This window comes from Variovorax sp. OV084, assembly GCF_900111625.1.
In the GTDB taxonomy this organism is placed as follows: domain Bacteria; phylum Pseudomonadota; class Gammaproteobacteria; order Burkholderiales; family Burkholderiaceae_C; genus Variovorax.
Genome location: NZ_FOII01000005.1, coordinates 217,169 through 243,828 on the forward strand (window position 1 = coordinate 217,169; position 26,660 = coordinate 243,828).

Annotated in this window: 28 protein-coding genes; 10 read left to right on the forward strand and 18 right to left on the reverse strand. The window is 67.5% G+C overall.

The features are described 5' to 3' along the window. Positions 1-23 precede the first annotated feature (23 nt). From BMW87_RS16100 to modB, 3 genes are read right to left on the reverse strand one after another with little or no spacing between them, the layout of a single operon-like run. Positions 24-815: an ABC transporter ATP-binding protein gene (locus BMW87_RS16100; RefSeq protein ID WP_093058011.1), complete on the reverse strand. Its 792-nt coding sequence runs from the start codon at positions 813-815 to the stop codon at positions 24-26. Beyond that, positions 812-1,561 carry a molybdate ABC transporter substrate-binding protein gene (gene modA / locus BMW87_RS16105; RefSeq protein WP_093077390.1) on the reverse strand — a complete coding sequence of 250 codons (750 nt, stop codon included), beginning with the start codon at positions 1,559-1,561 and terminating at the stop codon, positions 812-814. The genes BMW87_RS16100 and modA overlap by 4 nt, the downstream gene beginning before the upstream one ends. A 27-nt stretch (positions 1,562-1,588) precedes the next feature. Continuing rightward, positions 1,589-2,272, reverse strand: coding sequence for a molybdate ABC transporter permease subunit (gene modB, locus BMW87_RS16110; protein ID WP_093077391.1), 684 nt, complete (start codon positions 2,270-2,272; stop codon positions 1,589-1,591). 108 nt (positions 2,273-2,380) lie between these two features. On the opposite strand from modB, the gene BMW87_RS16115 reads away from it, so the two are divergent. Both BMW87_RS16115 and BMW87_RS16120 read left to right on the forward strand, forming a co-directional pair. Beyond that, positions 2,381-2,623 (forward strand): hypothetical protein, encoded by a 243-nt coding sequence (locus tag BMW87_RS16115; RefSeq protein ID WP_093077393.1) that lies wholly within the window; start codon positions 2,381-2,383, stop codon positions 2,621-2,623. A 5-nt stretch (positions 2,624-2,628) separates the two neighbouring features. After that, positions 2,629-3,288 carry a nitroreductase family protein gene (locus BMW87_RS16120; protein ID WP_093077394.1) on the forward strand — a complete coding sequence of 220 codons (660 nt, stop codon included), beginning with the start codon at positions 2,629-2,631 and terminating at the stop codon, positions 3,286-3,288. On the opposite strand, the gene tsaA is transcribed toward BMW87_RS16120, so the two are convergent. Then, positions 3,249-3,743, reverse strand: coding sequence for a tRNA (N6-threonylcarbamoyladenosine(37)-N6)-methyltransferase TrmO (gene tsaA, locus BMW87_RS16125; protein WP_093077396.1), 495 nt, complete (start codon positions 3,741-3,743; stop codon positions 3,249-3,251). The two genes, BMW87_RS16120 and tsaA, sit on opposite strands and share 40 nt — an antisense overlap. Next, the gene (locus BMW87_RS16130) at positions 3,740-4,087 is read right to left on the reverse strand and encodes a winged helix-turn-helix domain-containing protein (protein WP_093058016.1); all 348 of its coding nucleotides are present in this window, start codon (positions 4,085-4,087) and stop codon (positions 3,740-3,742) included. The genes tsaA and BMW87_RS16130 overlap by 4 nt, the downstream gene beginning before the upstream one ends. Positions 4,088-4,200: 113 nt before the next feature. On the opposite strand from BMW87_RS16130, the gene BMW87_RS16135 reads away from it, so the two are divergent. Further along, entirely contained in the window at positions 4,201-4,743 is a 543-nt protein-coding gene (locus BMW87_RS16135) for a molybdopterin-binding protein (protein WP_093077397.1), read from the forward strand. 12 nt (positions 4,744-4,755) lie between these two features. On the opposite strand, the gene BMW87_RS16140 is transcribed toward BMW87_RS16135, so the two are convergent. From BMW87_RS16140 to apbC, 3 genes are all read right to left on the reverse strand, one after another. Next, on the reverse strand, positions 4,756-6,453 hold the full coding sequence (locus tag BMW87_RS16140) for an OFA family MFS transporter (protein ID WP_093077399.1): 1,698 nt from the start codon (positions 6,451-6,453) through the stop codon (positions 4,756-4,758). Positions 6,454-6,589: 136 nt separating this feature from the next. Next, entirely contained in the window at positions 6,590-7,534 is a 945-nt protein-coding gene (locus tag BMW87_RS16145; RefSeq protein WP_093077400.1) for a LysR family transcriptional regulator, read from the reverse strand. Between the two features lie 14 nt (positions 7,535-7,548). Then, positions 7,549-8,640 carry an iron-sulfur cluster carrier protein ApbC gene (gene apbC, locus BMW87_RS16150; protein WP_093077402.1) on the reverse strand — a complete coding sequence of 364 codons (1,092 nt, stop codon included), beginning with the start codon at positions 8,638-8,640 and terminating at the stop codon, positions 7,549-7,551. Between the two features lie 75 nt (positions 8,641-8,715). Between apbC and BMW87_RS16155 the strand changes: the two genes are divergently transcribed. After that, a complete protein-coding gene (locus BMW87_RS16155) occupies positions 8,716-9,912 on the forward strand; it encodes a patatin-like phospholipase family protein (RefSeq protein WP_093077403.1) in 1,197 nt (398 codons plus the stop codon). 13 nt (positions 9,913-9,925) lie between these two features. On the opposite strand, the gene BMW87_RS16160 is transcribed toward BMW87_RS16155, so the two are convergent. Together BMW87_RS16160 and BMW87_RS16165 are read right to left on the reverse strand one after the other, a co-directional pair. Further along, positions 9,926-11,170 (reverse strand): diaminopropionate ammonia-lyase, encoded by a 1,245-nt coding sequence (locus tag BMW87_RS16160; RefSeq protein WP_093077405.1) that lies wholly within the window; start codon positions 11,168-11,170, stop codon positions 9,926-9,928. A 5-nt stretch (positions 11,171-11,175) separates the two neighbouring features. Next, entirely contained in the window at positions 11,176-12,363 is a 1,188-nt protein-coding gene (locus BMW87_RS16165; RefSeq protein WP_093077406.1) for a M20 aminoacylase family protein, read from the reverse strand. Positions 12,364-12,447: 84 nt separating this feature from the next. On the opposite strand from BMW87_RS16165, the gene BMW87_RS16170 reads away from it, so the two are divergent. Next, positions 12,448-12,918 carry an Lrp/AsnC family transcriptional regulator gene (locus tag BMW87_RS16170; RefSeq protein WP_093077408.1) on the forward strand — a complete coding sequence of 157 codons (471 nt, stop codon included), beginning with the start codon at positions 12,448-12,450 and terminating at the stop codon, positions 12,916-12,918. Here the strand turns inward: BMW87_RS16170 and BMW87_RS16175 are convergent. From BMW87_RS16175 to BMW87_RS16200, 6 genes are all read right to left on the reverse strand, one after another. Beyond that, the gene (locus BMW87_RS16175; RefSeq protein WP_093077409.1) at positions 12,887-13,390 is read right to left on the reverse strand and encodes a hypothetical protein; all 504 of its coding nucleotides are present in this window, start codon (positions 13,388-13,390) and stop codon (positions 12,887-12,889) included. The genes BMW87_RS16170 and BMW87_RS16175 overlap by 32 nt on opposite strands. Before the next feature lie 87 nt (positions 13,391-13,477). Beyond that, a complete protein-coding gene (locus BMW87_RS16180) occupies positions 13,478-14,155 on the reverse strand; it encodes a YceH family protein (protein ID WP_093077411.1) in 678 nt (225 codons plus the stop codon). A gap of 47 nt (positions 14,156-14,202) precedes the next feature. Then, positions 14,203-14,901 (reverse strand): phosphodiester glycosidase family protein, encoded by a 699-nt coding sequence (locus tag BMW87_RS16185; RefSeq protein ID WP_093077412.1) that lies wholly within the window; start codon positions 14,899-14,901, stop codon positions 14,203-14,205. Between the two features lie 25 nt (positions 14,902-14,926). Then, positions 14,927-15,961, reverse strand: coding sequence for an isocitrate/isopropylmalate dehydrogenase family protein (locus tag BMW87_RS16190; protein WP_093077414.1), 1,035 nt, complete (start codon positions 15,959-15,961; stop codon positions 14,927-14,929). A 74-nt stretch (positions 15,962-16,035) separates the two neighbouring features. After that, positions 16,036-16,458, reverse strand: coding sequence for a hypothetical protein (locus BMW87_RS16195; protein WP_093077415.1), 423 nt, complete (start codon positions 16,456-16,458; stop codon positions 16,036-16,038). A 32-nt stretch (positions 16,459-16,490) separates the two neighbouring features. After that, entirely contained in the window at positions 16,491-17,168 is a 678-nt protein-coding gene (locus tag BMW87_RS16200) for an LbetaH domain-containing protein (RefSeq protein ID WP_256216797.1), read from the reverse strand. Positions 17,169-17,228: 60 nt separating this feature from the next. Between BMW87_RS16200 and metG the strand changes: the two genes are divergently transcribed. Then, on the forward strand, positions 17,229-19,319 hold the full coding sequence (gene metG, locus BMW87_RS16205; RefSeq protein WP_093077417.1) for a methionine--tRNA ligase: 2,091 nt from the start codon (positions 17,229-17,231) through the stop codon (positions 19,317-19,319). A 48-nt stretch (positions 19,320-19,367) separates the two neighbouring features. Here metG and BMW87_RS16210 read toward each other — a convergent pair whose 3' ends face one another. Further along, positions 19,368-20,039 carry a GntR family transcriptional regulator gene (locus BMW87_RS16210; protein ID WP_093077418.1) on the reverse strand — a complete coding sequence of 224 codons (672 nt, stop codon included), beginning with the start codon at positions 20,037-20,039 and terminating at the stop codon, positions 19,368-19,370. Positions 20,040-20,097: 58 nt separating this feature from the next. On the opposite strand from BMW87_RS16210, the gene BMW87_RS16215 reads away from it, so the two are divergent. From BMW87_RS16215 to BMW87_RS16225, 3 genes are read left to right on the forward strand one after another with little or no spacing between them, the layout of a single operon-like run. Then, positions 20,098-20,853: an enoyl-CoA hydratase/isomerase family protein gene (locus BMW87_RS16215; RefSeq protein WP_093077420.1), complete on the forward strand. Its 756-nt coding sequence runs from the start codon at positions 20,098-20,100 to the stop codon at positions 20,851-20,853. 49 nt (positions 20,854-20,902) lie between these two features. Beyond that, the gene (locus BMW87_RS16220) at positions 20,903-21,877 is read left to right on the forward strand and encodes a Bug family tripartite tricarboxylate transporter substrate binding protein (RefSeq protein ID WP_093058033.1); all 975 of its coding nucleotides are present in this window, start codon (positions 20,903-20,905) and stop codon (positions 21,875-21,877) included. After that, positions 21,874-23,067, forward strand: a complete 1,194-nt coding sequence (locus BMW87_RS16225; RefSeq protein ID WP_256216799.1) for a CaiB/BaiF CoA transferase family protein — start codon at positions 21,874-21,876, stop codon at positions 23,065-23,067. The genes BMW87_RS16220 and BMW87_RS16225 overlap by 4 nt, the downstream gene beginning before the upstream one ends. 27 nt (positions 23,068-23,094) lie before the next feature. Here BMW87_RS16225 and BMW87_RS16230 read toward each other — a convergent pair whose 3' ends face one another. After that, a complete protein-coding gene (locus tag BMW87_RS16230; RefSeq protein WP_093077421.1) occupies positions 23,095-24,813 on the reverse strand; it encodes an enoyl-CoA hydratase-related protein in 1,719 nt (572 codons plus the stop codon). A gap of 158 nt (positions 24,814-24,971) precedes the next feature. Between BMW87_RS16230 and BMW87_RS16235 the strand changes: the two genes are divergently transcribed. After that, positions 24,972-26,651, forward strand: a complete 1,680-nt coding sequence (locus BMW87_RS16235; protein WP_093058035.1) for a SulP family inorganic anion transporter — start codon at positions 24,972-24,974, stop codon at positions 26,649-26,651. Positions 26,652-26,660: the final 9 nt, after the last annotated feature.

Consider the following 26,660-nt stretch of genomic DNA (forward strand, 5'->3'; position numbering starts at 1 on the left):
CAAAAAGGAAATGAAGCGGGGTCTCAGGCGCCTCGCGTGTCCTGCATCAGCAGCCCGCGCAGCTTGCTGCGCAGCGGCGTCTCTTCGACAGCCTGCACGCCAGCGATATCGCGCAGCGCGAAATCGCGGCTTTCTGCGTTGTGCAGGTCGATCTCGCGCACCACCTGCCCATCCTTGTAGACGAAGGCCACGTCGGCCAGCGCGAGCACATCCTCGATGTCGTGCGTGATCATCAGCACCGGAATGCCCCACTGCCTGCGCACCTGCGCGAGCTCGTTGCGCAATTCCGCGCGCAGCATGGGGTTGAGCGCGGCAAAGGGCTCGTCGAGCAGCAGCACCTGCGGCTCGCAGGCCAGCGCACGCGCGAGCGCCACGCGCTGCTGCTGGCCGCCTGACAGGTTCTGCGGCCGGCTGTCGGCCAATGCCGCGAGGCCGAAGCTTTCGAGCAGGGCGTGCACGCGTTCGGCATCTTTCGCGGCCGGCTTGCGGCGGTGCCATGCGGTCAGCCCGAAGGCCACGTTCTCGCGCACGCTCAGATGCGGGAACAGCGCGTAATCCTGGAACAGGTAGCCGATGCGCCGCGCCGGCGCGGGCACGTCGATGCCCTGGGCCGAGTCGTACAGCGTGCGGCCGTCGAGCCGCACGTGGCCCGACGAAGGATGCAGCAGGCCGGCAATGGCCTGCAAGGTCAGCGACTTGCCCGCGCCCGACGGGCCGTAGAGCGCGGCAAAGGGCACGTCCGTCGCGAAACGCACCGCCAGATCGAAGCGCCGGCGGCCATCGGCCACCGTGAGCTTCAGATCGACATCGATCATGGCTTGCCGAATCCGTAGCGCGTGAGCACTTCCTGCGCGGCGGGCGTCGAGAGGAAGGCGATGAAGTCGCCGGCCAGCGCTTTCTGCTTGCTCTCGGCGACCACGGCGATGGGGTAGGTCACGGGTGTGTGGCCGGTGGGCGTGAAGGCGATCTTCACCTTGTCGCCGGCCACGGCCGCGTCGGTGCGGTAGACGAAACCGGCCTCGACTTCGCCACGGCTCACGTAGTCGAGCACCTGGCGCACGCTGTCGGCCTGCACGAACTTGGGTTCGAGCGTGGTCCAGAGGTTGGCGTTGTCCAGCACCTGCTTGGTGTAGCGGCCGACCGGCACGGTGGCGACCTTGCCGACGGCGATCTTCTTCACGTTGGCGCCGCCCAGGTCCTGCAGCGACTTGAGGCCCACGCCCTCCTTGGCCGGCTCGATCAGCACCAGGCTGTTGGTGACGAAGTCCTTGCGCGTGGCGGCGTCGATCGCCTTCTGCTCGACGCCGCGGTTCATCGTTTCCTGGTCGGCGCTGGCGAACACGTCCACCGGTGCGCCCTGGCCGATCTGCTGCAGCAGCACGCCCGAGGCCGCGAAATTGAAGCGCACCGTAGTACCCGCCTTGGCCGCCTCGAACTTGGGGCCGATTTCCTTGAATGCGTCGGTCAGGCTGGCAGCGGCGGACACGGTGATCTGCTGGGCGCTAGCGGCCAGCGGCAGGGCGAGTGCAAGAACCAACGACAGAAGGCGCAACGGACGCATGGACAACTCCAGATTGTTGAAACGAAATCAGCGAAGAGAAAAGAAGCGGTTCGACAGCACCAGCACGGTGATCGACAGCAGCGAAGTCACGATGACCAGCAGCAGCGCAAGGTCGTCGTGCCCGGCCTGCACCGCGTCATAGATGGCCATCGAAAGCGTCTGCGTCTGCTTGGGGATGGAGCCGGCCACCATCAGCGACGCGCCAAATTCGCCCATGGCGCGCGCGAACGCGAGCAGCGTGCCGGCCAGGATGCCGGGCCAGGCCAGCGGCAGCGTGACGCGCAGGAAAACCGAAAACGGCGACTGCCGCAGCGTGCTGGCCGCAGCTTCGAGCGAGCGGTCGACGCCCGAAAACGCCGCGCTGGCCGACTTGAGCACCAGCGGCAGTGCGACCACGGCCGAGGCCACCACGGCGCCGTGCCAGCTGAAGATGATGGTGTAGTCGAGGTGCTCGCGCAGCCACGCGCCCAGCGGGCTGCGGCGCCCGGCCGCCACAAGAATCGCGTAGCCGATCACCGTGGGCGGCAGCACCAGCGGCAACATGAACACAGCCTCGATCACGGTGGCGCCGAAGAACTTCTTGCGTGCGAACACCCAGCCCAGCGCCACGCCGACGATCAGTGCCAGCAGGGTCGCCACGGCGGCGACCTTGAGCGACAGCACCAGCGGAAACCAGTCGGTCGAAGCGATGAGCGAGTTCGTCGTGTTCATGAAAATACGGCGAGATTGTTACACGATGAGCCCTAAGGTTCTCACGGGGGTGCGCAAAGCCATGAGTCTTCATATACTGAGGAATACAGCGTAGGAGACATCCCACCCATGCGCCCTTCCATCCACGACACCGTTGTTCGCTCGATCTCCGGCCGGCCGGAGCTTCGCCACCATGTGACGCAGGTGCAGGAATGGCGCATCGAGCGCGCCATGGATGCAGAGGGCTTCGTGCTGTCCATCACCGGCCCCGACGGCGCGAGCCAGTCCTTCTTCGTGGCAACGGCCGACGCCGGCGACATCGGCGAGGTGCTGCGCCGCCAGGCGGTGTGGGTCGACCACCGGGAGCAGTGACGCGCATGTGGCGGCACATGACGGGTGCGGAGCGCATCCTCGAAGTTTTGCTGACGCGGCGCTCGGTGTCGCCGCGTCGCCTGCAGCCGCCCGGCCCCAACCCCGATGAACTCGACGCGATCCTCCAGGCAGGCCTGCGCGCGCCCGACCATGGCGGCCTGCATCCGTGGCGCGTGATCGAGTTCCGCCCGCAGAACCGCGAAGCGCTGGCCTGGTGCTTCGAGCAGGAAAAACTGCGGCGCGATCCGCTGGCCAGCCCCGCCGACCTGAAGCGCGCACGCGAACATGCCACTCGGCCGCCGCTGCTGCTGGGCTTCGTGGTGTCGCCGCGCGAACGCAGCAAGATCCCGGCGCGCGAACAGTGGCTGAGCGCGGGCGCGGCGCTCGGCAATCTGCTGAGCGCCGCGCACCAGCTGGGCTATGGCGCCATCGTGCTGAGCGGCGAACGCTGCTTCGACGAGACGCTGGCACGACAGGTGGGCGTACAGCCGGGCGAATACCTCGCGGGCTTCATCAGCGTGGGCAGCATCGGCGAGGCGCCGCCGCAGGTGCGCGAGGTGCTGTCGCAGAGCGTGTGGTCGTGCTGGCAAGGCTGGCAGGACCCACCGGAAAACGCCCCGCCCGATCAGCCCATCCTGCCGTCGGAGCGGGTGCGCGGCAGCTGATCGAGCCTGGCGCCGAACCAGCCGATGCGGTCGGTCTCGCGCACGTCGAACTTCGGCACGTAGGGCTTGATGTCGAGCACGGGCGTGCCGTCCATCATGTCGTTGCCGCTGAAGTGCAGCGTGGTGCCCTCCACCGAGGTGAGCCGCACGATCGACAGGCCCAGCCGGTTCGGCCTTGCGGGCGCGCGCGTGGCGAAGACGCCGTGCGATGCGTTGTCCAGAAAGGGCACCACCTCCAGGCGCTCGTGTGCGCACTGGTGCAGGTGGGTGATGAGGATCATGTAGTCGAAGCCTTCGATGTCGCGCAGGCCCGGTGCGAACTCGGCGAACACTTCGACGCGCCCCGTTTCTTCGGGTGCGCCGGCCGTCTGGATCGGCATGCCGGTGGCCTCAGTGAAGCGGCTGCGCACCAGGCCGACCGGGCGGCAGACGACATCGGCGGCCTCGGAGCTCATGGCGCCAGCAGGCGCGTCAGCGCACGAATGTCGGCCGCCGTGGCAAGGCGCGCCGCGTTCTCGATGGCCCGGTAGTGCTTGACGATTTCCTCGCCCACCGGCGTCAGCGCCGTGCCGCCGCCGCGCGAGCCGCCGGCGGCGGTGTTCACGGCCGGCGAGGCCAGCGACTGGTTCATCTCGTCGATCAGCATCCAGGCCCGGCGATACGACATGCCCAGCAGCCGGGCGGCCGCCGAGATCGAGCCGGTCTCGGCCACGGCTTCGAGCACGGCGATCTTGCCGGGGCCGATGGCGATGGTGTCGTCCCGGTAGACGCGCAGACGGAACTGGACTTTGGATTTCATGTTGGCGCCAAGCGTAAATCAATGCGGGCCGCCATTGTCCGCCCGCGGTGGGCGGCCGTCGCTATGCAAGAATGAATACGACGCTACCCGTCCTGGGGAAACGAGGAGTTCCAGTGAAAGACCGCACCCTGTTCCTGTTGTCCCTGTTGACCGTGCTCGCAGGTTGTGCCGGCGGCAGCCCACAGACAGGCGCCATGACGCCGCACGTTACGGCCGCCACCAACGAAGGCATCTCGCCCTCCTTCACCGTCTCGGGCATCGTCGGCAAGCGCGCCACCTTCGACCTCGCGGCCCTGCAGGCTCAGCCCGCCGTCACGCTGACGGTCGGTAGCAACACCTACACCGGCGTGAGCCTGTGGGCCCTGCTGAACGATGCGTCGGTCGGCCTCAAGCCGGACACCGCGGTGCGCAACCCGGTGCTCTCGATGTATGCGGTGGTGGTCGGCAGCGACGGCTACCGTGCGGTGGTCTCGCTCGCGGAGATCGCACCCGAATCCGGCAACCGCATGGCGCTGGTTGCCTACAGCCTGAACGGCGCGCCGCTGGGTCGCAACGGCATGGCGCGGCTGGTGATGGCCGGCGATGTGAAGCCGGGCCGTTCGGTGGCCCGGCTGGCGGCGATCGAAGTGTTCGCCGCACAGCCCTCGGGCCGCTGATCGCTCGGAGGATCAGCCGAAGAACTTGGCCGCGCTGATCAGGGTCTTGTAGACGCCCCAGGCCAGCGGAATACCCACCGCCACCCAGGCCAGCGCCACCACCGCCGGGCTCACCGTATCGGCACGGCCCGAGCCGCTGCCCACTTCGGCCGCCGAGGCCTTCTCGTGTGCCAGCTTCTTCTCGACGGCCAGTTCGGCGTCGGTCATGAAGTGCTTGTCGGCCACCGGACGCACCAGCAGGTTGGCGATGAAGCCGATCACCAGCATGCCCACAAGGATGTACATGGTCTGGTTGTAGACCTGCTCGCGCGGCAGGCCCAGGCCCAGCTGGTATTCGCGCATGTAGTTCACGACCACCGGGCCGAGGATGCCGGCCGTGGCCCACGCCGTGAGCAGGCGGCCGTGGATGGCGCCCACGAACTGCGTGCCGAACAGGTCGGCCAGGTAGGCCGGCACCGTGGCGAAGCCGCCGCCGTACATCGACACGATCACGCAGCAGGCACCCACGAACAGCAGCTTGCTGCCCGCGCCGGCCGACGAGGGAATGCTCGCGTACAGGATGCCGCCGAGCACGAAGAACACCGTGTAGGTGAGCTTGCGGCCCAGCTTGTCCGACAGGCTGGCCCACACGAAGCGCCCGCCGATGTTGAACAGCGACAGCAGCGCCGTGAAGCCGCCCGCCACCACTGCGATGGCCGCGAGCTGGGTCTTGTCGAGCTGGCCGTACTTGGCCGGCAGGTCGATCAGCGCGCCGCCGAACACTTCCTGCAGCATGGGCGAGGCCATGCCGATCACGCCGATGCCGGCGCTCACGTTCATGCACAGCACCAGCCACACGAGCCAGAACTGCGGAATGCCCCAGACCTTTTTCACGTGCACGTGGCGCTGCGTGATCATGGTGTTGGTGGTCTGTGCCGGGGGCGGCGTCCAGCCTTCGGGCTTCCAGCCCGAGGGCGGCACACGGTAGCCCAATGCGCCGGCCATCATGAATACGAAGTAGCCCAGCGCCATGACCACGAAGGTCTGCATCACGCCCACGTCGGTGGCGGTGCTGAAGCGCTTCATCAGGTCGACCGCCAGCGGCGAACCGATCATCGCGCCGCCGCCGAAGCCCATGATGGCCATGCCGGTCGCCATGCCGCGGCGATCGGGGAACCACTTGATCAGCGTGCTCACCGGCGAGATGTAGCCCAGCCCCAGGCCGATACCGCCGATCACGCCCGAGCCGAGGATCATCAGCCAGAACTGGTGCAGGTGGATGCCCACCGCCGACAGCAGCATGCCGCCGCACCAGCAAATCGCCGACACCACACCGGCCTTGCGCGGGCCCGCGCGTTCGAGCCAGCCGCCCCACAGGGCTGCCGAGCAGCCGAGGAAGACGAAGAACAGGGTGTACATCCAGCCGAGCGTGGCCACGCGCCAGTCGCAATTGGTGGCGAAGAGCTCGGCGAAGAAGCTCATGTCCTTGGCGCAAGCTTGTGCGCCGGTGCCGGCAGTGCCGAGCGCCTTCGACAGCGGCAGCCAGAACACCGAGAAGCCGTACGCCATGCCAATGCACAGATGAATGGCCAATGCAGCCGGCGGAACCAGCCAGCGATTGAAGCCGGGGCCCGCGATGATGCGTTCTTTTTCCAGGAAGCCGGGTTGCGTCTGCGCCCCTCCCCCAACGACGCGTTCTCCATCGAGAACGCCTGCAGATGAACCTGCCATATTTCTCCTTGTTCGCCGGATGTGTAAGTTATTGCTAATCCGGGTCGCGGAGTGTGAGCTAACGGTTAAATCTCCGTCAAATTCGATCAGGGCATGGCCTGATTCAATAACTAAATGATTAGGCCTTTGGTTCCTGTCATTTGCCGAGCGCACCGCTGTGCTGCTGCAACTGCTCCTGCCACTCAGGCGTCTGCAGGAAAGCCAGCGCCGCTTCGAGCGCGCGCGAGGCGCGCACGCCGTCCTGCGTCATGAAGCCGATGGGCGTACGCACGTCCGGCGCCATCAGCGGCAGCGCTTCCAGCTCACGATGGCTGCGCACGGCCGCGACCATGCCGCCGGGCAGCACGCTGTTGACCGTGCCCGCGCTCACCGCCAGCGCCAGCGCGAGCACCGAATTGGTCTCGATGGCGGGCATCACAGGCACGCCGGCTTCGCGCAGCGCCTGGTCGACGATGGCGCGGTTGTGCATGTCGGACGTGAGCAGGCACAGCGGCAGCTTGCCCGCCTCGGCCCACGAGATGGGCTCGCCGATGCGCAGCTCATCGGTCGAAGCCTTTTTAGCGCGGCGCAGCAGGAAGTAGTGCTCGATGCTCTGCGGCCAGGCCGTGAGCTTGATGCCGGGCAGGTGCATGCGCTCGGTGTAACCCAGCGCGAGGTCGATCGACAGGCTTTCGAGCCCCGTCTCCAGGTCTTGCGAGCTCATCGACAGCACGGCCGGCACGATGCCCGGGTGCCGCTGCTGCAGCATGGCCGCAAAGCGCGAGAGCATCGGTATCGCCGTGGGCACTGCGGCCATGCGCAGGCGGCCGTGCGGGTTGTCCACGTCGCTGCGCAGTTCCTGCAGCAGCACTTCGTTGTCGCGCAGCATGCGTTGCGCCGTGGCGAGCACTCGTTCGCCTTCGTGCGTGAGGCCGACATACACGCGGGCACGCTTGACGATGACGACGCCGAACTCGGTCTCCAGCGCACGCAGTGCATTCGACAGTGCCGGCTGCGTGATGTGGCAGGCCTGCGCCGCGCGGCCGAAGTGCTTGTGCTCGTTCAGCGCTACCAGATAGCGCATCGAGGCGAGCAGGTTCATCGAGACGCCGTTCCTCAGGTGTTCTTGCTGATCGAGATCGTCGGAAACTTCGCCGAAAAGTCCTTGGCCTTCTCCGCAATGCCGACGGCCACTCGACGTGCAACCGCCTTGTAGATGCCTGCCACGTCCCCTTCAGGATCAGACACCACAGTCGGCGCCCCACTGTCGGCCTGCAGACGGATCTTGATGTCCAGCGGCAGCGCGCCGAGGTATTCCATCTGATATTCAGCCGCCATCTTCTTGCCGCCGTCCGCGCCGAAGATGTGTTCGGCATGGCCGCAGTTCGAGCAGATGTGCACCGCCATGTTCTCGACGATGCCCAGGATCGGCACGCCGACCTTCTCGAACATCTTGATGCCCTTCTTGGCGTCGAGCAGCGCGATGTCCTGCGGCGTGGTAACGATCACCGCGCCCGTCATCGGCACGCGCTGGCTCAGCGTGAGCTGGATGTCGCCGGTGCCCGGGGGCATGTCGACGATGAGGTAGTCGAGGTCTTTCCAGTTGGTCTGGCGCAGCAGTTGCTCCAGCGCCTGCGTGGCCATGGGGCCGCGCCAGATCATGGCCTGGTCCTGGTCGACCAGGAAGCCGATGGACATCACCTGCACACCGTGGCGCTCCATGGGCTCCATGGTCTTGCCGTCGGCGCTGTCGGGGCGGCCTTCGATGCCCATCATCATGGGCTGGCTCGGGCCGTAGATGTCGGCGTCGAGCAGGCCGACCGTGGCGCCCTCGGACGCCAGCGCCAGCGCCAGGTTGGCCGCCGTGGTGCTCTTGCCCACGCCGCCCTTGCCCGAGGCCACCGCGATGATGTTCTTGACGTTGGGCATCAGCTGCACGCCGCGCTGCACCGCATGGCTGATGACCTTGGTGACGATGTTGACCGACACGTTCTCCACGCCCGGCACCGCCTTGGCGGCAGCCACCAGCGCCTTGCGGATGGCCGCGTGCTGGCTCTTCGCCGGGTAGCCGAGTTCGAGGTCGAACGAGACGTCGCCCTCCGAGACCTGGAGGTTCTTGAGCGACCGGGTCGCCACGAATTGCTTGCCGGTGTTAGGGTCCGCGACGGCCTTGAGCGCGTCCATGAGCCCATCTGGGGTGAGTGCCATTGATCTAACTCCTGAATGGCGGGTAGTCTAGTGCGCTCTCCGAGCCAGCATCGAACAGCCTCCCAATAACCAAAAATGCCAGAGACAAGCCCCGTCGCCACCGGCCTCCTGCTCACCGGGGGCGGCGCCCGGGCCGCCTACCAGGTGGGCGTGCTGGAGGCCATTGCCGAGATCCGGCGCTCTGTCGGCCCTGCCGCCGGCACGGGCAACCCCTTTCAGGTCATCACCGGCACCTCGGCCGGAGCCATCAACGCAGCCGTGCTGGCCTGCGGCTGCGACAACTTCGACCACGTGGTGGCACACATCGCCGAGGTCTGGGGCCAGTTCCGCGCCGAGCAGGTGTACCGCGCCGATTCGCTTTCGGTGATTGGCAGCGGCGCGCGCTGGCGCATGCTGCTCGGGCTCGGGCGCTTCGCGGCCAACTGGATGCGCATCAAGCCGAAGTCGCTGCTCGACAACACGCCGCTGGCCGAGCTGCTGCAACGCATGGTGCCGCTCGAGCGGCTGCCGCAGCTCATGAAGGAAGGCCACCTGCAGGCACTGGCCGTGACGGCTTCGAGCTACAGCTCGGGCGAGCACGTCACTTTCTTCGAGGCGGCCGTGCCGATGGAGCCATGGGTGCGCTCGCAGCGCCTGTCGGTGCGCGACCGCATCACGCACACCCACCTGCTGGCGTCGTCGGCCATTCCCTTCGTGTTTCCGGCCACGGCCTTGCCGATGCAGGGGCACACCGAGTACTTCGGCGACGGCTCGATGCGCCAGTCGGCGCCCATCGCGGCAGCCATTCACCTGGGCGCGCAACGCATCGTGGTGATCGGCGCGGGCCGCATGCACGAGCCGCGCGACGCCGACGCGCCCAACACCCACAGCGGCTATCCGACGATGGCGCAGATCGCGGGCCATGCGCTGTCGAGCATTTTTCTCGATGCGCTGGCGGTGGACATCGAGCGCTTGCGCCGCATCAACCACACGCTGGGGCTGATTCCCGAAGAGGCGCGCGCGGCGAGCGCGCTGCGCCCGCTCGACCTGCTGGTGATCTCGCCGTCGGAGCGCCTCGACGTGATCGCGGCGCGCCACGTCGACGCCCTGCCCAGCGCGGTGCGGCACCTGCTGGGTGGCTCGAAGGTGGCGGCCGATGTGAAGGGCGGCGCGCTCGCGAGCTACCTGCTGTTCGAGTCGGGCTACACGCGCGAGCTGATGGCGCTGGGGCGCGCCGATGCGATGAAGCAGCGCGACGAGGTGCTGCGCTTCTTCGGCTGGAACGTGGCCTGAGGGGTCTGGCCGCTCAGGTGGCGGCCTGCTCGACCATGCCCTCGCGCGCCAGCCACTGCCGCTGCGCCGCGACGACCTCCTCGCCTGATCGCCCCGTCAATGCGCGATACACACCGGGCGCGGTCGCGCCTTCAGTGCTGATGAGCAGCACGCGTGCATCGGGGCCCAATCCCGAGGTATCTCGGGCCGCGGGGTCGGCGGCCAGCACCTGCAGCGCCGCCAGGCCGGCCGCGCCGGATTCACCGCTCAGCACGGGCACGTCGCCCGCCTCGCCGCTCGCGAGCGTGCGCATCGCCTGCTCGGCCTGCGCGTCGGTCACGGTCATGAACAGGTCGACGGCCGGTTGAAGAAAGCGCCATGCGAGCGGCGAGGTTTCGCCGCAGGCCAGCCCCGCCATCACCGAATCGACCGAGCCCGTTGCGCGATCGGGCCGGCCGCTGCGCGCGCTTTGCAGCAGGCAGTCGGCCTGCTCGGGCTCCACCACGATGAAGGTCGGCCGTGCCGCACCGTAGCGCTCCCAGAAATGGCTGACGACGCCTGCGGCCAGCCCGCCCACGCCGCCCTGCACGATGACGTGGGTGAACGGGCACGGTGCGCCGGCGGCAACGTCTTCGAGCAGCTCGTCGGCCAGGATGCCGTAGCCCTGCATCACATCGCGCGGCACCTCTTCGTAGCCGTCGTAGGAGGTGTCCGAGACCACCTCCCAGCCATTGATGCGGGCAAGGCGCGCGGCTTCTTCTACCGACTCGTCGTAGTTGCCGGCGATGCGCACGATCTCCGCGCCGAGCGCGGCAATCGGCGTTTCGCGCTCCTCGCTGACCTGGGCATGCAGCACGATGACGCAGCGGCAGCCAATGCTCTGCGCAGCTGCTGCGAGCGCGCGGCCGTGATTGCCGTCGGTGGCGCTGACGACCACGAAGTCGCGCAGCGCCGCTGCATGCCTGCCCGCCAGAAGCTCCGCGGGCGTCCATCCGCGGTCGGGCCATCGGCGCAGCACGAGCCGCAGCAGCGCAATGGGCGCGCCCAGCACCTTGAAGCTGCCGAGCGCCGAGCGCTTCGATTCGTCCTTGACGACCAACTGGCCGATGCCCAGCTGCGCTGCCAGCCGGGGCAGCGGCCATGCCGGCGTGGGGTGCGGCGCGAGCCGGTTCCAGTGCGACAGCCACTGCCGGCTCTCCTGGCCGCGCGCGATGTTCATCATCTCGCTCAACGATTCGTCATAAGCGCTACGCCGCGCCTGGGGGTTGGTGAACAGCATGCCGGTCAGTCTCTTGTTTCGTTGTGCCGGGGAAGGCGCAGGCGGACGATCTCAGCGAAATAGCGGGCGCCCGTTGCGAGTACCTCGTCGTTGAAGTCGTAGCTTCCGTTGTGCAGCGGCGTGCCGCCCGGCTCGCCTTCGGCGCCGTTGCCCAGGAACACGAAGGCGCCGGGCACGACTTTCAGGAACGCGCCGAAGTCTTCCGAAATCATCATCGGCGCCACGTTGGCATCGACGTTCCCGGCGCCCACGATGGCCGTGGCGGCGGCAACCGCCGTGGGCACGCATTCGGCCCAGTTCACGGTGGGCGCGAACTCGTGCGTGTAGCTGAAATCGCATTCGGCACCATGCATGCGGCAGATGCCCTCGCTGATCTCGCGCATGCGCTTGGCCAGCATCTGCTGCACCGCCGGGTCGTAGCTGCGCGTGTCGCCCTTGATAACGACGTTCGACGGAATTGCATTGCGGATGCCGTCGGTGATGAACTCGGTGCACGAAACCACCGCCTGCGCGCCCGGGTCGAGCGTGCGCGAAACGATGCTCTGCAGCGCCAGCACGATCTGCGCACCGATGACGATCGGGTCAATGCCCATGTGCGGCCGCGCGGCATGCGTGCCGCGGCCCTTCACGTGGATCACGAAGTTGTCTTCGCTCGCCATGAGGCCGCCCGTGCGCGTGGCGATGGTGCCGGCGCGCATGCCGGGCATGTTGTGCAGGCCGTAGATCTCGTCGACCGGAAAGCGATCGAACAGGCCGTCGTCCATCATCGCCTTCGCGCCGCGGCCGTGCTCCTCTGCCGGCTGGAAGATGAAGCGCACGGTGCCGTCGAAGTCCTGCCGTTCGCGCAGCAACTGCGCCGCGCCGAGGATGATCGACATGTGGCCGTCGTGGCCGCAGGCGTGCATCTTGCCGGGCGTGCCGGATGCGTACGCGCGGTCGGTGGGCAGCTCGGTGATGTTGAGCGCGTCCATCTCGGCGCGCAGGCCGATCACGCCCTTGCCGCTGCCCACCTTCAGGTTGGCCACGAGGCCGGTGCCGCCGATGCCGGTATGCACCTCGAGGCCCAGCGCCCTCAGCACCCGAGTGACGAAGGCCGAGGTTTTCGCTTCCTCGAAGCCGGTTTCGGGAATGGCGTGCAGTTGCCGCCGCCAGCCGGTGAGCGTTTCGCGCAGGGGTGCATCGGTGAGGTTCATGGCGAGATGCTATTGACAATGCGGCGGTATGGGCGCGCAAAATCATCGCCTTCGACGCAACGTTTTTGCGTCACTTCCCATTTCATGACGCCGCTCGACACCCTCGACCTTCGCCTGCTGGAGCTGATCCAGGCGGACAGCCGCATGCCGCAGAGCGAACTGGGCGAGCGCGTGCACCTGTCGACCGCAGCCGTCAACCGGCGGCTCAAGCGCATGCGCGACGAGGGCGTGATCCAGCGCTACGGCGCGGTGCTGTCGCCCGCCGCGCTGGGCCACCCGCTGACCATCGTGGCGGAGGTGGAAACGGAGAGCGAGCAGATCGAACTGCTCGACGCAATGAAGCAGAGCTTCAGGGACTGCCCGCAGGTACAGCAGTGCTACTACGTAACGGGCGAGTGGGACTTCATCCTCGTCTTCGTGGTGCGCGACATGGCGCAATACACGGCGCTGACGCGGCAGCTTTTCTTCCAGAGCAACAACGTGAAGCGCTTTCGCACGCTGGTCACGATGGATGCGGTGAAGCTCAGCCTTGATGTGCCTGTTGCCTCGGGCTGATCGCAATCCTTGCCGGCATCAGCATCGACCGCAACAGCAGCGCCATCACGCAGACGATGGGGCCCAGCGCCAGCAGCCGGCCCGGCTCGAACGCCAGCCCAGCCGCCGCGCCGACCGCGCAGCCGATCTTGATCCAGCGCGAGACCGCATCCCAACCACGCCGATGCGTCACGGCAAACCCGATCAGCGCGGCCCAGCCGAACAGCCCGCCGAACACAGAGAAGACCCAGCTGAGCAGGTAATACGCCGTGTCCATGTCCCGGAACGCGAGTGCCGTGCCCAGGCCCTCCCAGGTATGGCGATAGCCCTCGAAAAAGAAGAAGCCGGTGGTTGACGCGGCCCACCAGAAAAACGCGTAGAGGCTCGCGACGCCCGCCAGGAGGGCAAGACACGCAAGCGCGCGCCGGGTGATGTCGTCGAAGGGCATGTGGTCGCGCCACGCTGCGGTGTGTCCGATGGGTCCGTTGTCCATGGCCGGTGCTCCATTGATGTGTGCAATGGGGGCCGAAGTTAGACACCGAATGTGCGGGCCGCGTGAAGCCCGCGTGAAGTGGTGCGATCATCCCTCTTCGGAAATTCCCAGCTCCGAACACACGCGCCCCAGCAGCGCCTTCAACGACGCTACCTCGGCTTCGAGCCGCGCCACATTGGCCTTCAGCGCCGCGACCTCGCCCAGCGACACATCGTGCGCGGCATAAGGCACATCGGAGGGCCCAGCCACCTCTTCCGCCGGCGCACCGCTCAGCAGATGCGCCCAGCGGCTCTCGCGCGCACCGGGCAAGCGCGCCAGCTTCGCCACCAGCGCACCGGCCGGTCGTTCCGCGAGCTCATTCAAAAAGCCTTCGACCGACGAGATGTCGGCGAAGTTGTGCATGCGGTCGCAGGCGATGCGCAATTCGCCCGCCGTCTGCGGCCCGCGCAGCATCAGCACGGTGAGCAGGATGACCGACTGCGACGGGATGCGCAGCACGCGGTCGATGTTGTGCTCGTAGCGGAAGGCGCGCCCGCCGCTGGTTTCCGCGACAAGGCTGTAGCCCTTCAGGCTGTCGATGGCGGCCTGCACCTGCGACTCGGCGAGTTCGAGCACGGGGTTTCGGCTGGTCTTCTGGTTGCAGCCCGACACCAGCGAATTGAGCGTGAGCGGGTAGCTGTCGGGCACGGTGCGCTGCTTTTCGGCCAGCACGCCGAGGACACGGGTTTCGAGAAGGGACAGAACGGGCAGCGGTGTGGTGGACATGGCTCGGGGATCGATGATGAAACGCAGAAGGCAGGCAGGCGCCGCACTCAGGGCGACGCGACGCCAAGGATAGGCCCCAGCTCCCGCACGAAGTCGCTTCTGTGCAGCGCCGTCGAATGCAGTGCCGAAACCGTGCCGTCGAGATACAGCGCGTCCCGGCAGTGGAGCACATCGCGGAAGTAGAGCGCGAACTCGTAGAAATTCACCGGCGTCTCGCTGATGACGAAGATCGCCGTGTGACCGATCACACCGACGCCGTTGCGGATCTTGCGCGAATCGGAATGGGGAATGAAAGCGGGGTGCACAACGCCGCGGCGCAGCAGCAGCGGGCCCGACTGCGTGGCGAGGCGTACGCCCTGCGCCAGCGCCGGGTATTCCGACGACTCGACCACGCGCGGCCCCATGTCCGACACGAGGAACACACCGTTGGGCTTGAGGAAGAAATTGCCGGCACCGTCGGCCAGGTTGAGCGGTGCCTCTTCGCGGCCATTGCGCACCAGCAAACCGACCGGGGAAAAGTCCTCGTGATACATGCCGGCGTTCACCGCGAAGCCCAGTTGGCGGTGACGCTCCTTCAGCCAGGCATCGAGCCGGTCGAAACGCTTGAACGGCACGCCCGCGTCGTCGCGCAGGAACAGTTCGAGCCGCTCGGTACGCAGGTCGACCTTCACCACGGTGAAGCGCGGGTCGGCCGCAGCGAAGCCTGCGAACAGCAGAGCCCCCAGGAGCAGCAGAAGCCTTCTCATGCAGCGCCCGCGAGCCCCGCTCCGGTCAACCGCCGTTGATGCGGCTGACCAGCGCCTTCGTGAACGCCACCGTGCCCGCCGTGCCGCCGAGGTCGCCCGTGCGCACCTTGTCGATGTTCAGCGTCTCGTCGATGGCCGTGCGCAGGCGCGTGGCCAGTTCGGGCAGCTTCACATGGTCGAGCATCAGCGCGGCCGCCAGCAGCAGTGCGGTGGGGTTGGCGATGCCCTTGCCGGCGATGTCGGGCGCGGAGCCGTGCACCGCCTCGAAGATCGCGGCGTCGGCGCCGATGTTGGCGCCGGGCGCCATGCCCAGGCCGCCGACCAGGCCGGCCACGAGGTCGGACAGGATGTCGCCGAACAGGTTGGTGGTGACCAGCATGTCGAACTGCCAGGGGTTGAGCACCAGCTTCATCGCGCAGGCGTCGATGATGACCGTGTCGAGTTCGAACTTGCCCTTGTACTTCTTCTCGTAGAGGTCCAGGCCGGTCTCCAGGAAGATGCCCGTGAGCGCCTTCATGATGTTGGCCTTGTGCACGATCGTGACCTTCTTGCGGCCCGTGGCCACTGCCGTCTCGAAGGCGTATTCGAGCAGGCGGCGGCTGCCCTGGCGGGTGTTGATGCCGGTGGCCATGGCCACGGCATGCGGGTCTCCGTCGATAGGCACGTAGTGCTCGTGGCCGATGTAGAGGCCTTCGAGGTTCTCGCGCACGACGACCAGGTCGATCTTGTCGAAGCGGCCGCCGGGGATGATGGTGCGCGCGGGGCGCAGGTTGGCGTACAGCTGGAATTCCTCGCGCAGCCGCACGTTCGACGAGCGGTAGCCACCGCCCGAAGGGGTTTCGAGCGGGCCCTTCAGGGCTAGGCGGGTGCGGCGGATGCTGTCCAGCGTGGCTTGCGGCAGCGGATCGCCCGACGCCTTGACGCCGCCCAGGCCGGCGATCTGCGTGTCCCAGGTGAAGGGTGCCTTCAGCGCATCGAGCGCGGCCAGCGTGGCGTCGACGATTTCGGGGCCGATGCCGTCGCCGGGGATCAGGGTTGCGGGAATGGAGGGGGTGGTCATCGGCTGCGTCTCGCTTTCTGTATCGGGGGCTGGAGCATACGTCGCGCGCGAGACAGTGCCGAGCGCCCCCACGCTCAAGGCACCTTCTGCTTGAGGTGTTTGTGGTACGCGAAGGTGCCGATGACGCCCTGTACGTAGAAATAGAGGAAGAGCAGCGAAGTGAACACGTTGCCACCGCTGATACCGCCGATGCGCATCATCAGGAACTTGGAATAGATGAAGTAGAGCAGCATCAGTACCGCGCAAACACGGCTCTTCCTGTAGATCCCGAAGGACAGCCCCAGGATCACCGCGACGTCCAGCAGTTGCGCGAGACCGAAGCCGAGCAGGCTCGTCCCCGAAACCGCGATCAGGACGAAGATGAGCGTCACCGCCGCCGAAACCAGGCCGGCGCCCCAGGCAAGACGGATCTTCTTGCGTATGGCATCTGGCACTTGCGGCGCGACGACAGGCATCAGCACTTCCGCGGTCGGTGGGGCAAAGCGATCGTCAGACATGGTCTTCTTCCTCCCTGTTTGTCGCCTCGACTTTATCGGCCGGGCAATTCCTCGTCCACCAGCGTCATGCGGTCCACGACGCGGCCCGGCACAAGCAGGGCACCGGGCGCGATCACCGCATTGGCGCCGATGCGCGCCCCATCTCCGACGAGCGCACCGAACTTGTCGCAGCCCGTGCCTTGCAGCGAGCCGCCCTCGCCGCTTCGCACGAGGATCTGCTTGTCGGCACGCTCGTTGCGGTGGTTGCAGATGATGCTGCCGGCTTCCATGTTGACGCCCGCGCCGATCACCGAGTCGCCGACGAAGTTGAAGTGCGCGAGCGCCGTGCCCTCGAACACGAAGGACGATTTCAGCTCCACGCCCGGCCCGATGGTGCAGCGGGCGTCGACCCAGTTGCCGCCCCGCAGGTAGGCGCCGGCGGCCACGAAGCAGTCCGCCCCGAGGATCAGCGGGCCCTTGAGCACCGCGCCCGGCTCGACCCGGGCGCTGCGGTGAACGGCGACTTCGCCCTCGACGACGTAGTCGCCGGCGGGTAGCCCGGCCAGTAACCGGCGCACGATTTCAGGAGTGCGCGGCGGCAGTTCCCAGGGCAGCGAGGCTGCCCATGGCGCCAGGGGCGAACCGGCGAATCCGGCGATATAGGCGGCGAGATCGATGGCATGCGTCATGGGGTCGATGCTGCCATCGAACACCTCCCGGGACGCCGCCACCTAAAATGCCCGGTTCCCGTCAGTCAGTCCAGTCAGCCACTCCCGAAAGCGCCCTTCCCGATGTCCGCCCCGCGCAAGCTCTTCGTCACCACCGCCCTGCCGTATGCCAACGGCAAGTTCCATATCGGCCACATGATGGAGTACATCCAGGCCGACATCTGGGTGCGGAACCAGCGAATGAATGGCGCCGACGTCAACTTCGTCTGCGCCGACGACGCGCACGGCGCGGCCATCACCATCGCGGCCGACAAGGCCGGCGTGACGCCGCAGGCCTTCGTGGCCGAGATCGCCGCGGGCCGCAAGCCGTATCTCGACGGCTACTACATCTCCTTCGACAACTGGCACTCGACCGATGCGCCCGAGAACCACCAGCTGGCGCAGGACATCTACCGCGACCTGCGCGCCAACGGCCTGATTGCCACCAAGAGCGTCGAGCAGTTCTACGACCCCGCAAAGGGCATGTTCCTGGCCGACCGCTTCATCAAGGGCGAGTGCCCCAACTGCCATTCGAAGGACCAGTACGGCGACAACTGCGAGGTGTGCGGCGCCGTGTACGCGCCCACCGAGCTGATCAACCCCTACTCGGCCCTGTCGGGTGCAAAGCCCGAACTGCGCAGCTCGGAGCACTTCTTCTTCAAGCTCTCCGACCCACGCTGCGAGGCCTACCTGAAGGAATGGACCGCCGCCGCGGGCCACGTGCAGCCCGAGGTGCAGAACAAGATCCGCGAATGGCTCTACAAGGACGACGAAGGCAAGGGCGGCCTCGGCGACTGGGACATCAGCCGCGACGCGCCCTACTTCGGCATCGAGATTCCCGATGCGCCGGGCAAGTACTTCTACGTGTGGCTCGATGCGCCCGTGGGCTACCTGGCTTCGCTGAAGAACCTGCTCGACAAGCGCTGCATCGAACTCGGCGGCGACGGCATCTCGTACACCGAGTACATGGCCGACCCCGACCTGGAGCAGGTGCACTTCATCGGCAAGGACATCATCACCTTCCACACGTTGTTCTGGCCCGCGATGCTGCACTTCAGCGGCCGCAAGGCGCCCGACGCCGTCTACGTGCACGGCCACCTCACGGTGAGCGGCGAGAAGATGAGCAAGAGCCGCGGCACCGGCATCGACCCGCTCAAGTACCTGTCGATCGGACTCGATCCCGAATGGCTGCGCTACTACATCGCCGCCAAGCTCAACGGCCGCAACGAGGACATCGACTTCAATCCCGAGGACTTCGTCGCGCGCGTCAACAGCGACCTCGTGGGCAAGTACATCAACATCGCGAGCCGCGCCGCTGGCTTCATCGGCAAGCGCTTCGGCGGCAAGCTGGGCGAGGTGTCGGCCGACGGCGACGCACTGCTGTTCGCGCTGCGCGATGCAGCGCCGCAGCTGCACTCTCTGTACGACGGCCGCGACTACGCCCGCGCGCTGCGCGAGGTGATGGCGCTGGCCGACAAGGTGAACGAATACGTCGACCAGAACAAGCCCTGGGAACTGGCCAAGAAGGAAGGCGCCGAGGCGCGGCTGCACGACGTGTGCACCGTGTGCATCGAGGCCTTCCGCCTGCTCACGCTGTACCTGAAGCCGGTGCTGCCGGCGCTGGCTGTGAACGTCGAAGCCTTCCTGAAGATTTCGCCGCTGGTCTGGGCGGACGCGGCGCAGTCACTGCCCGCGGGCCACGCCATCGGCGAGTACAAGCACCTGATGCAGCGTGCCGATGCCAAGCTGGTCGACAAGCTGTTCGACGCGCCCGAGCCCGCACCGGCCGTCGCCGTGGCAGAAGAATCGCTGCCGGGCGGCGAAGCCATCGCGCCCACCATCACCATCGACGACTTCGCGAAGATCGACCTGCGCATCGCGAAGATCGTGGCCTGCGAGAAGGTCGAGGGCTCGACCAAGCTGCTGCGCCTGACGCTCGACGCGGGCGAGGGAAAGACCCGCAACGTGTTCAGCGGCATCGCATCGGCCTACCAGCCCGAGCAACTCGTGGGCAAGCTCACGGTGCTGGTCGCCAACCTCGCGCCGCGCAAGATGAAGTTCGGCGTCAGCGAAGGCATGGTTCTGGCTGCGAGCCATGGCGACGAAAAGGCCCACCCGGGCATCCATGTGCTCGAGCCGTGGCCGGGCGCGACGCCGGGCATGCGCGTTCGCTGAAAGAGAAGAAGAAAAAGAAAAACAGGTCCGGCCGGGCGACTGGCCGGGCTAGCCGAACTTGTTGTTCAGCACGAGGTCGGCAAACACCTTGCCGCCCACCGAGATGTGGTCGCGCATCGCCTCCGCGGCGTTGTCCGCGTGGCCCTTCAGGATCCACTCCACCACCCGTTCGTGCTCCCGCTGTGAAGCGGCCAGGCGCCCGGGTTTCTCGAACATCCGCCCCCTGTAAGCCGCGATGCGCAGGCGCACCGTCTGCGCCTGCTCGACGATGAACGGATTGCCGCTGGCACGGTAGATCACGTCGTGCAGCACGGCGTTGGCCTGCTGGTAGGCCAACGCGTCGTTCGCCTCCGCCTGCGCGGCGGTGCCGGCCAGCGCGCGCAGCAACTCGTCGCGCAACGCCGGGCCGATGCGCAACGCCGCCAGCCGCGCCAGCACGCCTTCAAGCTCGCCCAGCGCTTCCATCATCGCGACCAGTTCGTTCGCCCGCAGCTGGCGCACGTAGATGCCGGTGCGCGGAACGATGTCGACCAGGCCGCGCGCACTCAGCAGCAGCAGCGCCTCGCGCACCGGCGTGCGCGAGGTGTTGAAGCTCAGCGCCAGCGCCTTTTCGTCGATGGGCGTGCCGGGCGACAGCGTGCCTTGCTGGATGTCTTTTTCGAGCCGGCCACGGATCTGGTCCTGCAGGCTGGGGGGGTCGAGGGTTTTCGCGGGTTGCATGGGAATCGCGATATTAGCTAACCTTGCAGATATATCAATTCAGTCATTTGGTACATCAATGCTCCCAACACTCCACATCGAAGGCCCGGTCGCCTTCCTGACGCTGCGCCGCCCGCAGGCCGCGAACAAGCTCGTGCCGGAGGACCTGCCCGAGCTGGTTCGCCTCGTGGAGACGGTGAATCGCTCACCTGAAGTGCTGGTGCTGGTCCTCCGGTCCGAGGGCAAGTATTTTTGCAGCGGCTACGATATATCAGAGGTGGCCTCCAGCAGCCAGACCGAGGGGCGCAGCTTCGGGGACATGGTCGATGCGCTCGAAAACTGCCGCGCCGTCACCATCGCGGCGGTGCATGGCGGCGTCTTCGGCGGCGCCACCGACCTGGTGCTGGCCTGCGACTTCCGCGTGGGCGTGCGCGGCGCCGAGATGTTCATGCCCGCCGCCCGGCTCGGCCTGCACTACTACCAGAGCGGCATGGAGCGCTATGTGTCGCGGCTCGGGCTGGACACGGCCAAGCGGCTCTTTTTGACCGCCGAAAAGCTCGACGGCCCCGCCATGCGCGACTGCGGCTTTCTCACGCAACTGGTCGACGACGCACAGGCGCTCGGCGCCGAAGTACTGCGCCTGCGCACCACGCTCGCCGGCATGGCGCCGCTGGCGCTGCTCGGCATGAAGAAGCACCTGAACCAGATTGCGCGCGGCAGTGCCGACGCCGCTTCGATCCAGCGCGAAGTGCAGCGCACCGTCGCTTCCGAAGACCTGGCCGAGGGCGGCCGTGCCTGGCGCGAGAAGCGCCTGCCGGTCTTCAAGGGCCGCTGACCGGGCGCCGCCCTCCCCATCGATACGACAAGAAACCGGAGACAAAGACATGAAGCAACAACTTCGCGCCATTTCATTCGCCGCCGCGGCGCTGCTGGCTTCGGCCGGCGCCCTGGCGGACAGCTACCCCACGCGGCCGATCACGCTGGTGGTGGGCTTTCCCGCCGGCGGCGGGGCCGACACGGTGGCACGCATCGTCAGCGACAAGATGGCCAAGCTGCTGGGGCAGCCGGTGATCATCGACAACAAGCCCGGCGCGGGCACCACCATCGCGTCGGACCAGGTGGCGCGCGCGGCGCCCGACGGCTACACGCTGCTGCTGGGCAGCGCCAACCTATACGGCAGCGACAAGCTGCTCTACAAAGCCGTGAAGTACGACGGCGCGAAGAGCTTCGTGCCCATCTCGCGCTGGAGCTCGGCCCCGATGCTGCTCGCCGTCAACAAGGACGTGAGCGCAAAGACCGTGCAGGCACTGATTGCCGAAGCGCGGCAGAACCCGGGCAAGCTGGCCTATTCGTCGTCGGGCACCGGCGTGGTGACCCACCTTGCGGGCCTGTCGTTCGAAAAGGCGGCCGGCGTGACGATGCTGCATGTGCCCTACAAGGGCGGCGCCCCGTCGATCCAGGCAGTTGCCGCGGGTGATGTGCAACTGACCTTCGGCACGCCGCCATCGGTATTGCCGATGGCCCAGGGCCAGAAGCTGCGCGTGCTGGCCGTGACCTCAGGCCAGCGCTCGCCGCTCTTTCCCGATGTGCCGAGCATTGCCGAGGCCGGCGTGAAGGGCTACGACTACACCTTCTGGTTCGGCCTGTTCGCACCGGCCGGCCTGCCGCCTGAAATGGCGCAGAAGCTGTTCGACGCCAGCGTGGCGGCACTGAACGACCCCGACGTGAAGGCGCGGATGGAAAAGTCGGGCAACGAATCGGCGCCATCGAAATCGCTCGCCGAGTTCCGCAGTTGGGCCACGGCCGAAGGCGCGAAATCGAAGGAACTCACCGAGCGCTCGGGCGCGACCGTCGAATGATGCCGGGCACTTCTTCCAACGCGTCCGCAGCCACAGCCGCAGCCACGGCGGGCCCGCTGCACGGCTTTACCGTCATCGACCTGACGCGCGTGCTCGCGGGCCCGTACTGCACGCTGCTGCTTGCCGACCTGGGCGCGCGCGTCATCAAGGTGGAGCAGCCGGGGCTGGGCGACGATGCCCGCCAGATCGGCCCGTTCGTCGAGGGCGACTCGGCCTACTTCATGTCGGTCAACCGCAACAAGGAGTCGATTGCGCTGGACCTGAAGGCGCCGGCCGACCGGGCGGTTTTCGAGTCGTTGCTGGCCACGGCCGACGTGCTGGTCGAAAACTTCCGACCCGGCACGATGGAAAAGCTGGGCTACGACTGGCCGACGCTGCATGCGCGCTTTCCGAAACTGGTGTTCACCTCGGTCTCGGGCTTCGGACAGACGGGGCCTTACAGCAGGCGCCCCGCCTACGACATGGTGGTGCAGGCGATGGGCGGAATCATGAGCCTGACCGGCCACCCCGGCGCGCCGCCGACGCGCGTGGGCGTCTCGATCGGCGACCTGGGCGCGGGCCTGTATGCGGCCATCGGCACGCAGGCCGCATTGCTGCAGCGCGGGCGCACCGGCCTGGGAGACAGGGTCGACGTGGCGATGCTCGACTGCCAGGTCGCGCTGCTCGAGAACGCGATCTCGCGCATGGAGGCCGATGGCCGCGCGCCGGGGCCCATCGGCTCGCGGCACCCGTCGATCACGCCCTTCGACGTGTTCCGTGCTTCCGACGGCTGGTTCGTGATCGCGGCGGGCAACGACGCGCTGTTCCAGCGCCTGTGCACGGTGCTGGAATTGCCGGCACTGCGGGACGACGAGCGCTTTGCCACCAACCCCGGGCGCTGCCAGCACCACGAGGTGCTGAAGCAGTTGCTCGAAGAGCGCCTGGCGTCGGCGACTTGCGCGCACTGGCAGGCGCTGCTGATGCAGCACAACATTCCCACGGGCGGCTACAACGACGTGGCCGCGGTGGTGAACGACCCGCAGGTGCAGGCGCGCGAGATGCTGGTGCAGGTGCGCACGCAGAGCGGCCGGCCGCTCACGGTGGCGGGCAACCCGGTGCACGTGGGTGGCCACCGCACGCAGGTGCTGCGGCAGCCGCCACGGCTGGACCAGGACCGCGAAGCGATTCTTGCGGAGCTGGCGCAACCCTGACGACGGAAGGCCGCGGCCTGCGCCCGCTCAGTCCGCGGCGAGCCCCAATCGGGCGACATGCGGCGGCGTGTGCAGCGCCTTCTCCTTGCGCACGAACGCGGACCGCAATGCGCGGTGCGGCTCGCTGGCATCGAAGAAATTGCGGCGCATGTGCGCCAGTTCTTCATCGCGGTACTGCTGCAGCAGCTTTGCGGCTTCGTCTTGCGCGCGCGCCGCCTGCTTCTTCGCGATGCGCGCGGCCAGGTCCGGCGAGGCGGCCAGTTGCGCGGCCAGCCGCGTCACTTCATCGCCCAACTCTTCCGGCGCGGCCTGCAGCACGCGCTCGGCCATGCCGAGTTCGACGGCGCGCCTGGCGCTCACGGGCAGGGCCGATTGGGTCAAACGCTGCGCCTCGGCGGCGCCGACGCGGCGCGGCAGGGTGTAAGTCCAGTATTCGGAGCCGTGCAGGCCCATCAGCGTGTAGTGCGGGTTGAGCACGGCGCCGTCGCGGCACCACACTTCGTCGGCCGCCAGCGCGAGCATCACGCCGCCAGCCGCCGCATTGCCGCCGAGTGCCGACACGGTGAGTCGGTCGGTGGTGCTCAGCACCGCCTCGACCAGGTCGTTCATCGCGTGGATGTTGGCCCACGACTCCTCGGCCGGGTCGTCGGCCGCCTCGATCACGTTGAGGTGGATGCCGTTGGAGAAAAAATCGCGCAGGCCGCCGAGCAGCAGCACCGAGGTCGGACGGGTGCAGGCGAAGCGATAGGCCTGCAGCAGCCGGCGGCACTGCACGGTGCTCATCGCGCCGCCTGGGAATGAAAAGTTCAGCACGCCGACCGCGCCATGCTCGCTGTAGCGGATGTCGGACCAGGTGCGGCGTCCGGCCGGCAACTGCAGCGGTGCTGGCACCTCCGGCACTTCGAAGGGCAGCAGCTCGCCGAGCGCCTGCACGGCCGGAAGCTTGTAGCTGGGCAGCCGTGAGCCGGGCTCGCGCCAGGGGCGCAGTTGCGCGATCCATACCGCACCGTCGACAGTGGCTCGGCAGACGGCACCGGCGCGGGTGGCGATCAGCTCGCCGGGCGTGTTGCCGCGCAGCTCGTCTTCGGGATGGCCGCCGTGCAGGTACCACTGCGCGCCCAGCAGTTCATCGAGCACGCCGGGCTGCGAATCGGCCGCTCGCAACTGGCGCAGCACAAACTCGGTCGTGTCGGTCGCCCAGTCGATGCGGCGCTGCGCCTGCTTCATGAAGGGCCGCCAGCCGGCGGCAAGGGCTGCGGTCTTCTGCTTCTGGGGCTTGTACTTGCCCGAGGCGAAGCGCTCCACCGCCAGCAGCACCGCATCGAGCGCGGCGTCGGCCACCTCGCCGCGGTAGAGGTCGCTCTTGCCGGCCAGCGGCGGCACCTTCAGCGGCGACCATGCCCAGACATCGCCCGCATCCATTTCGGCCACGGCCTCGAGCACGGTGACGCCCCAGCTTTCGACGCCGCCCTGCAGCGTCCAGTCGAGCGACGAGGGCCCCCGGTCGCCCGGCGGGCCGGGATGCACGATCAGGCAGGTGTGGGCGGTCCAGATGTCCTGGGGAATGGCGGTGGTCAGCATCGGCGCCACGATGAGCTGGGGCGAATGCAACCGCACGGCTTCGCGCAGGGCCTCGTCATTGCCGAGGGCCAGCTCCACCCCGACGGTGTGGCCGCGATCCTGGAGTTCGGCGAGAACCCGTTGCGTCAGGCTGTTGAACGCGCTTGCGACAAGCAGGATGTGCATCGGACGAACCTCGGTAATTTCGGTGACCAAATGTCAATGAATGTCAAAAATGTATCGGGATCCTTTGTTCCGGATAAGTTGAGCGAAAGTTCGCATCGGCATGACTCACCCGTCTGCGGCCTGCCGCACGGCAGGGGGCAGTCCACAATGAGCGACTCATGCATTCCCCGCTGAACCTCACCCGCTTCCGCCCACGCCTGATGGACGCGCTCGCGGGATACGACCGCGAGCGCTTCTTCAAGGACCTGGGCGCGGGCGCCACGGTCGGCATCGTCGCGCTGCCGCTGGCCATGGCCTTTGCCATCGCCTCGGGGCTCAAGCCCGAGGCGGGCATCTGGACGGCGATCATCGCGGGCTTCCTGATCTCGCTGCTGGGCGGCTCGGCGGTGCAGATCGGCGGGCCGGCGGGGGCGTTCATCGTGATCGTCTACGGCATCGTCGAGCGCTACGGCGTGGCGAACCTGCTGATTGCCACCGCGTGCGCGGGCGTGCTGCTGTTCATGGCGGGGCTGTTCGGGCTGGGGCGGCTGGTGCGCTTCGTGCCGCTGTCGATCGTGGTGGGCTTCACCAATGGCATCGCGGTGCTGATCCTGCTGTCGCAGTTGAAAGATCTGCTCGGGCTGACGGTGGCGAAGATGCCGGCCGACGTGTTCTCGCAGCTGCATGCAATGGCATTGCAGATCGGCACCTTCAACCCCTATGCGTTCGCGCTCGGCATTGCCTGCGTGGCGGGGCTGCTGCTGTGGCCGCTATTGCTGAGCAGTGACTCGAAGGTGGGCACCGCGGTGCTGCGCGTCGCTGGCCGGGTGGCGCGCACGCGCGCCGTGCAGGTGGGCGCGCGCATGCCGGGGCCCATCGTGGCGCTGGTCACGCTCACGCTGGTGTCATGGGGCTTCGAGCTGCCGGTGGAAACCATCGGCACGCGCTTCGGCGGCATTCCCGAAGGCGTGCCGGCCTTCGCGCTGCCCGATTTTTCGTGGGAGACGGTGAAGCAGCTCGTGACGCCCACGCTGACCATCGCGCTGCTCGGCGCCATCGAATCGCTGCTGTGCGCGCGCGTGTCCGATCAGCTCAGCGGCCAGCCGCGCCACGACCCCAACCAGGAGCTGATGGCACAGGGCATCGCGAACATCGTCACGCCCTTCTTCGGCGGCATGCCGGCCACCGGCACCATCGCGCGCACGGTCACCAACATCCGCTCGGGCGGCACCTCGCCGATCGCGGGCATCGTGCATGCGATCACGCTGCTGGCGGTGGTGCTGCTGGCGGCGCCGCTGGCGCGCCACGTGCCGCTCGCGGTGCTGGCAGGCATCCTGGTGTTCGTGGGCCTGAACATGGGCGAATGGCGCGAGTTCACGCCCACGCAGCTGCGGCATTTCAGCCGGCACTACCGGCTGCTGATGCTGGGCACCTTCTTCCTCACGGTGGTATTCGACCTGACGGTGGCGGTGCAGGTGGGCATCGTGCTGGCCTGCGCCCTCTTCATCCGGCGCATGAACGGGCTGTTCAGCGTCGAACTGGTCACGCTGCAGCCGCCGGTGCTTACTTACAGCCTGTACGGCGCGCTGTTCTTCGGCGCGGCGGCCAAGCTCGACGAGGCGGTGAATGCCGCCGAGCGCGCGCCGCGCGGCATGACGGTGGTGCTGGACGCCACGCACCTGATCTACATCGACGCCACCGGTGTCGATGCGCTGCGGCAGCTGCACCGGGCGGTGCTGGCGCGCGACGGATTGTTGCGCATCGAGTCGTTGCAGCCGCAACCGCTCGAGGTGCTGGTGCGTTCGGGCTTTGCCGAGGAATTGACGACGGGCCAGCCCGGCGCGTCGCATGGCGCATAGCCGCCATGG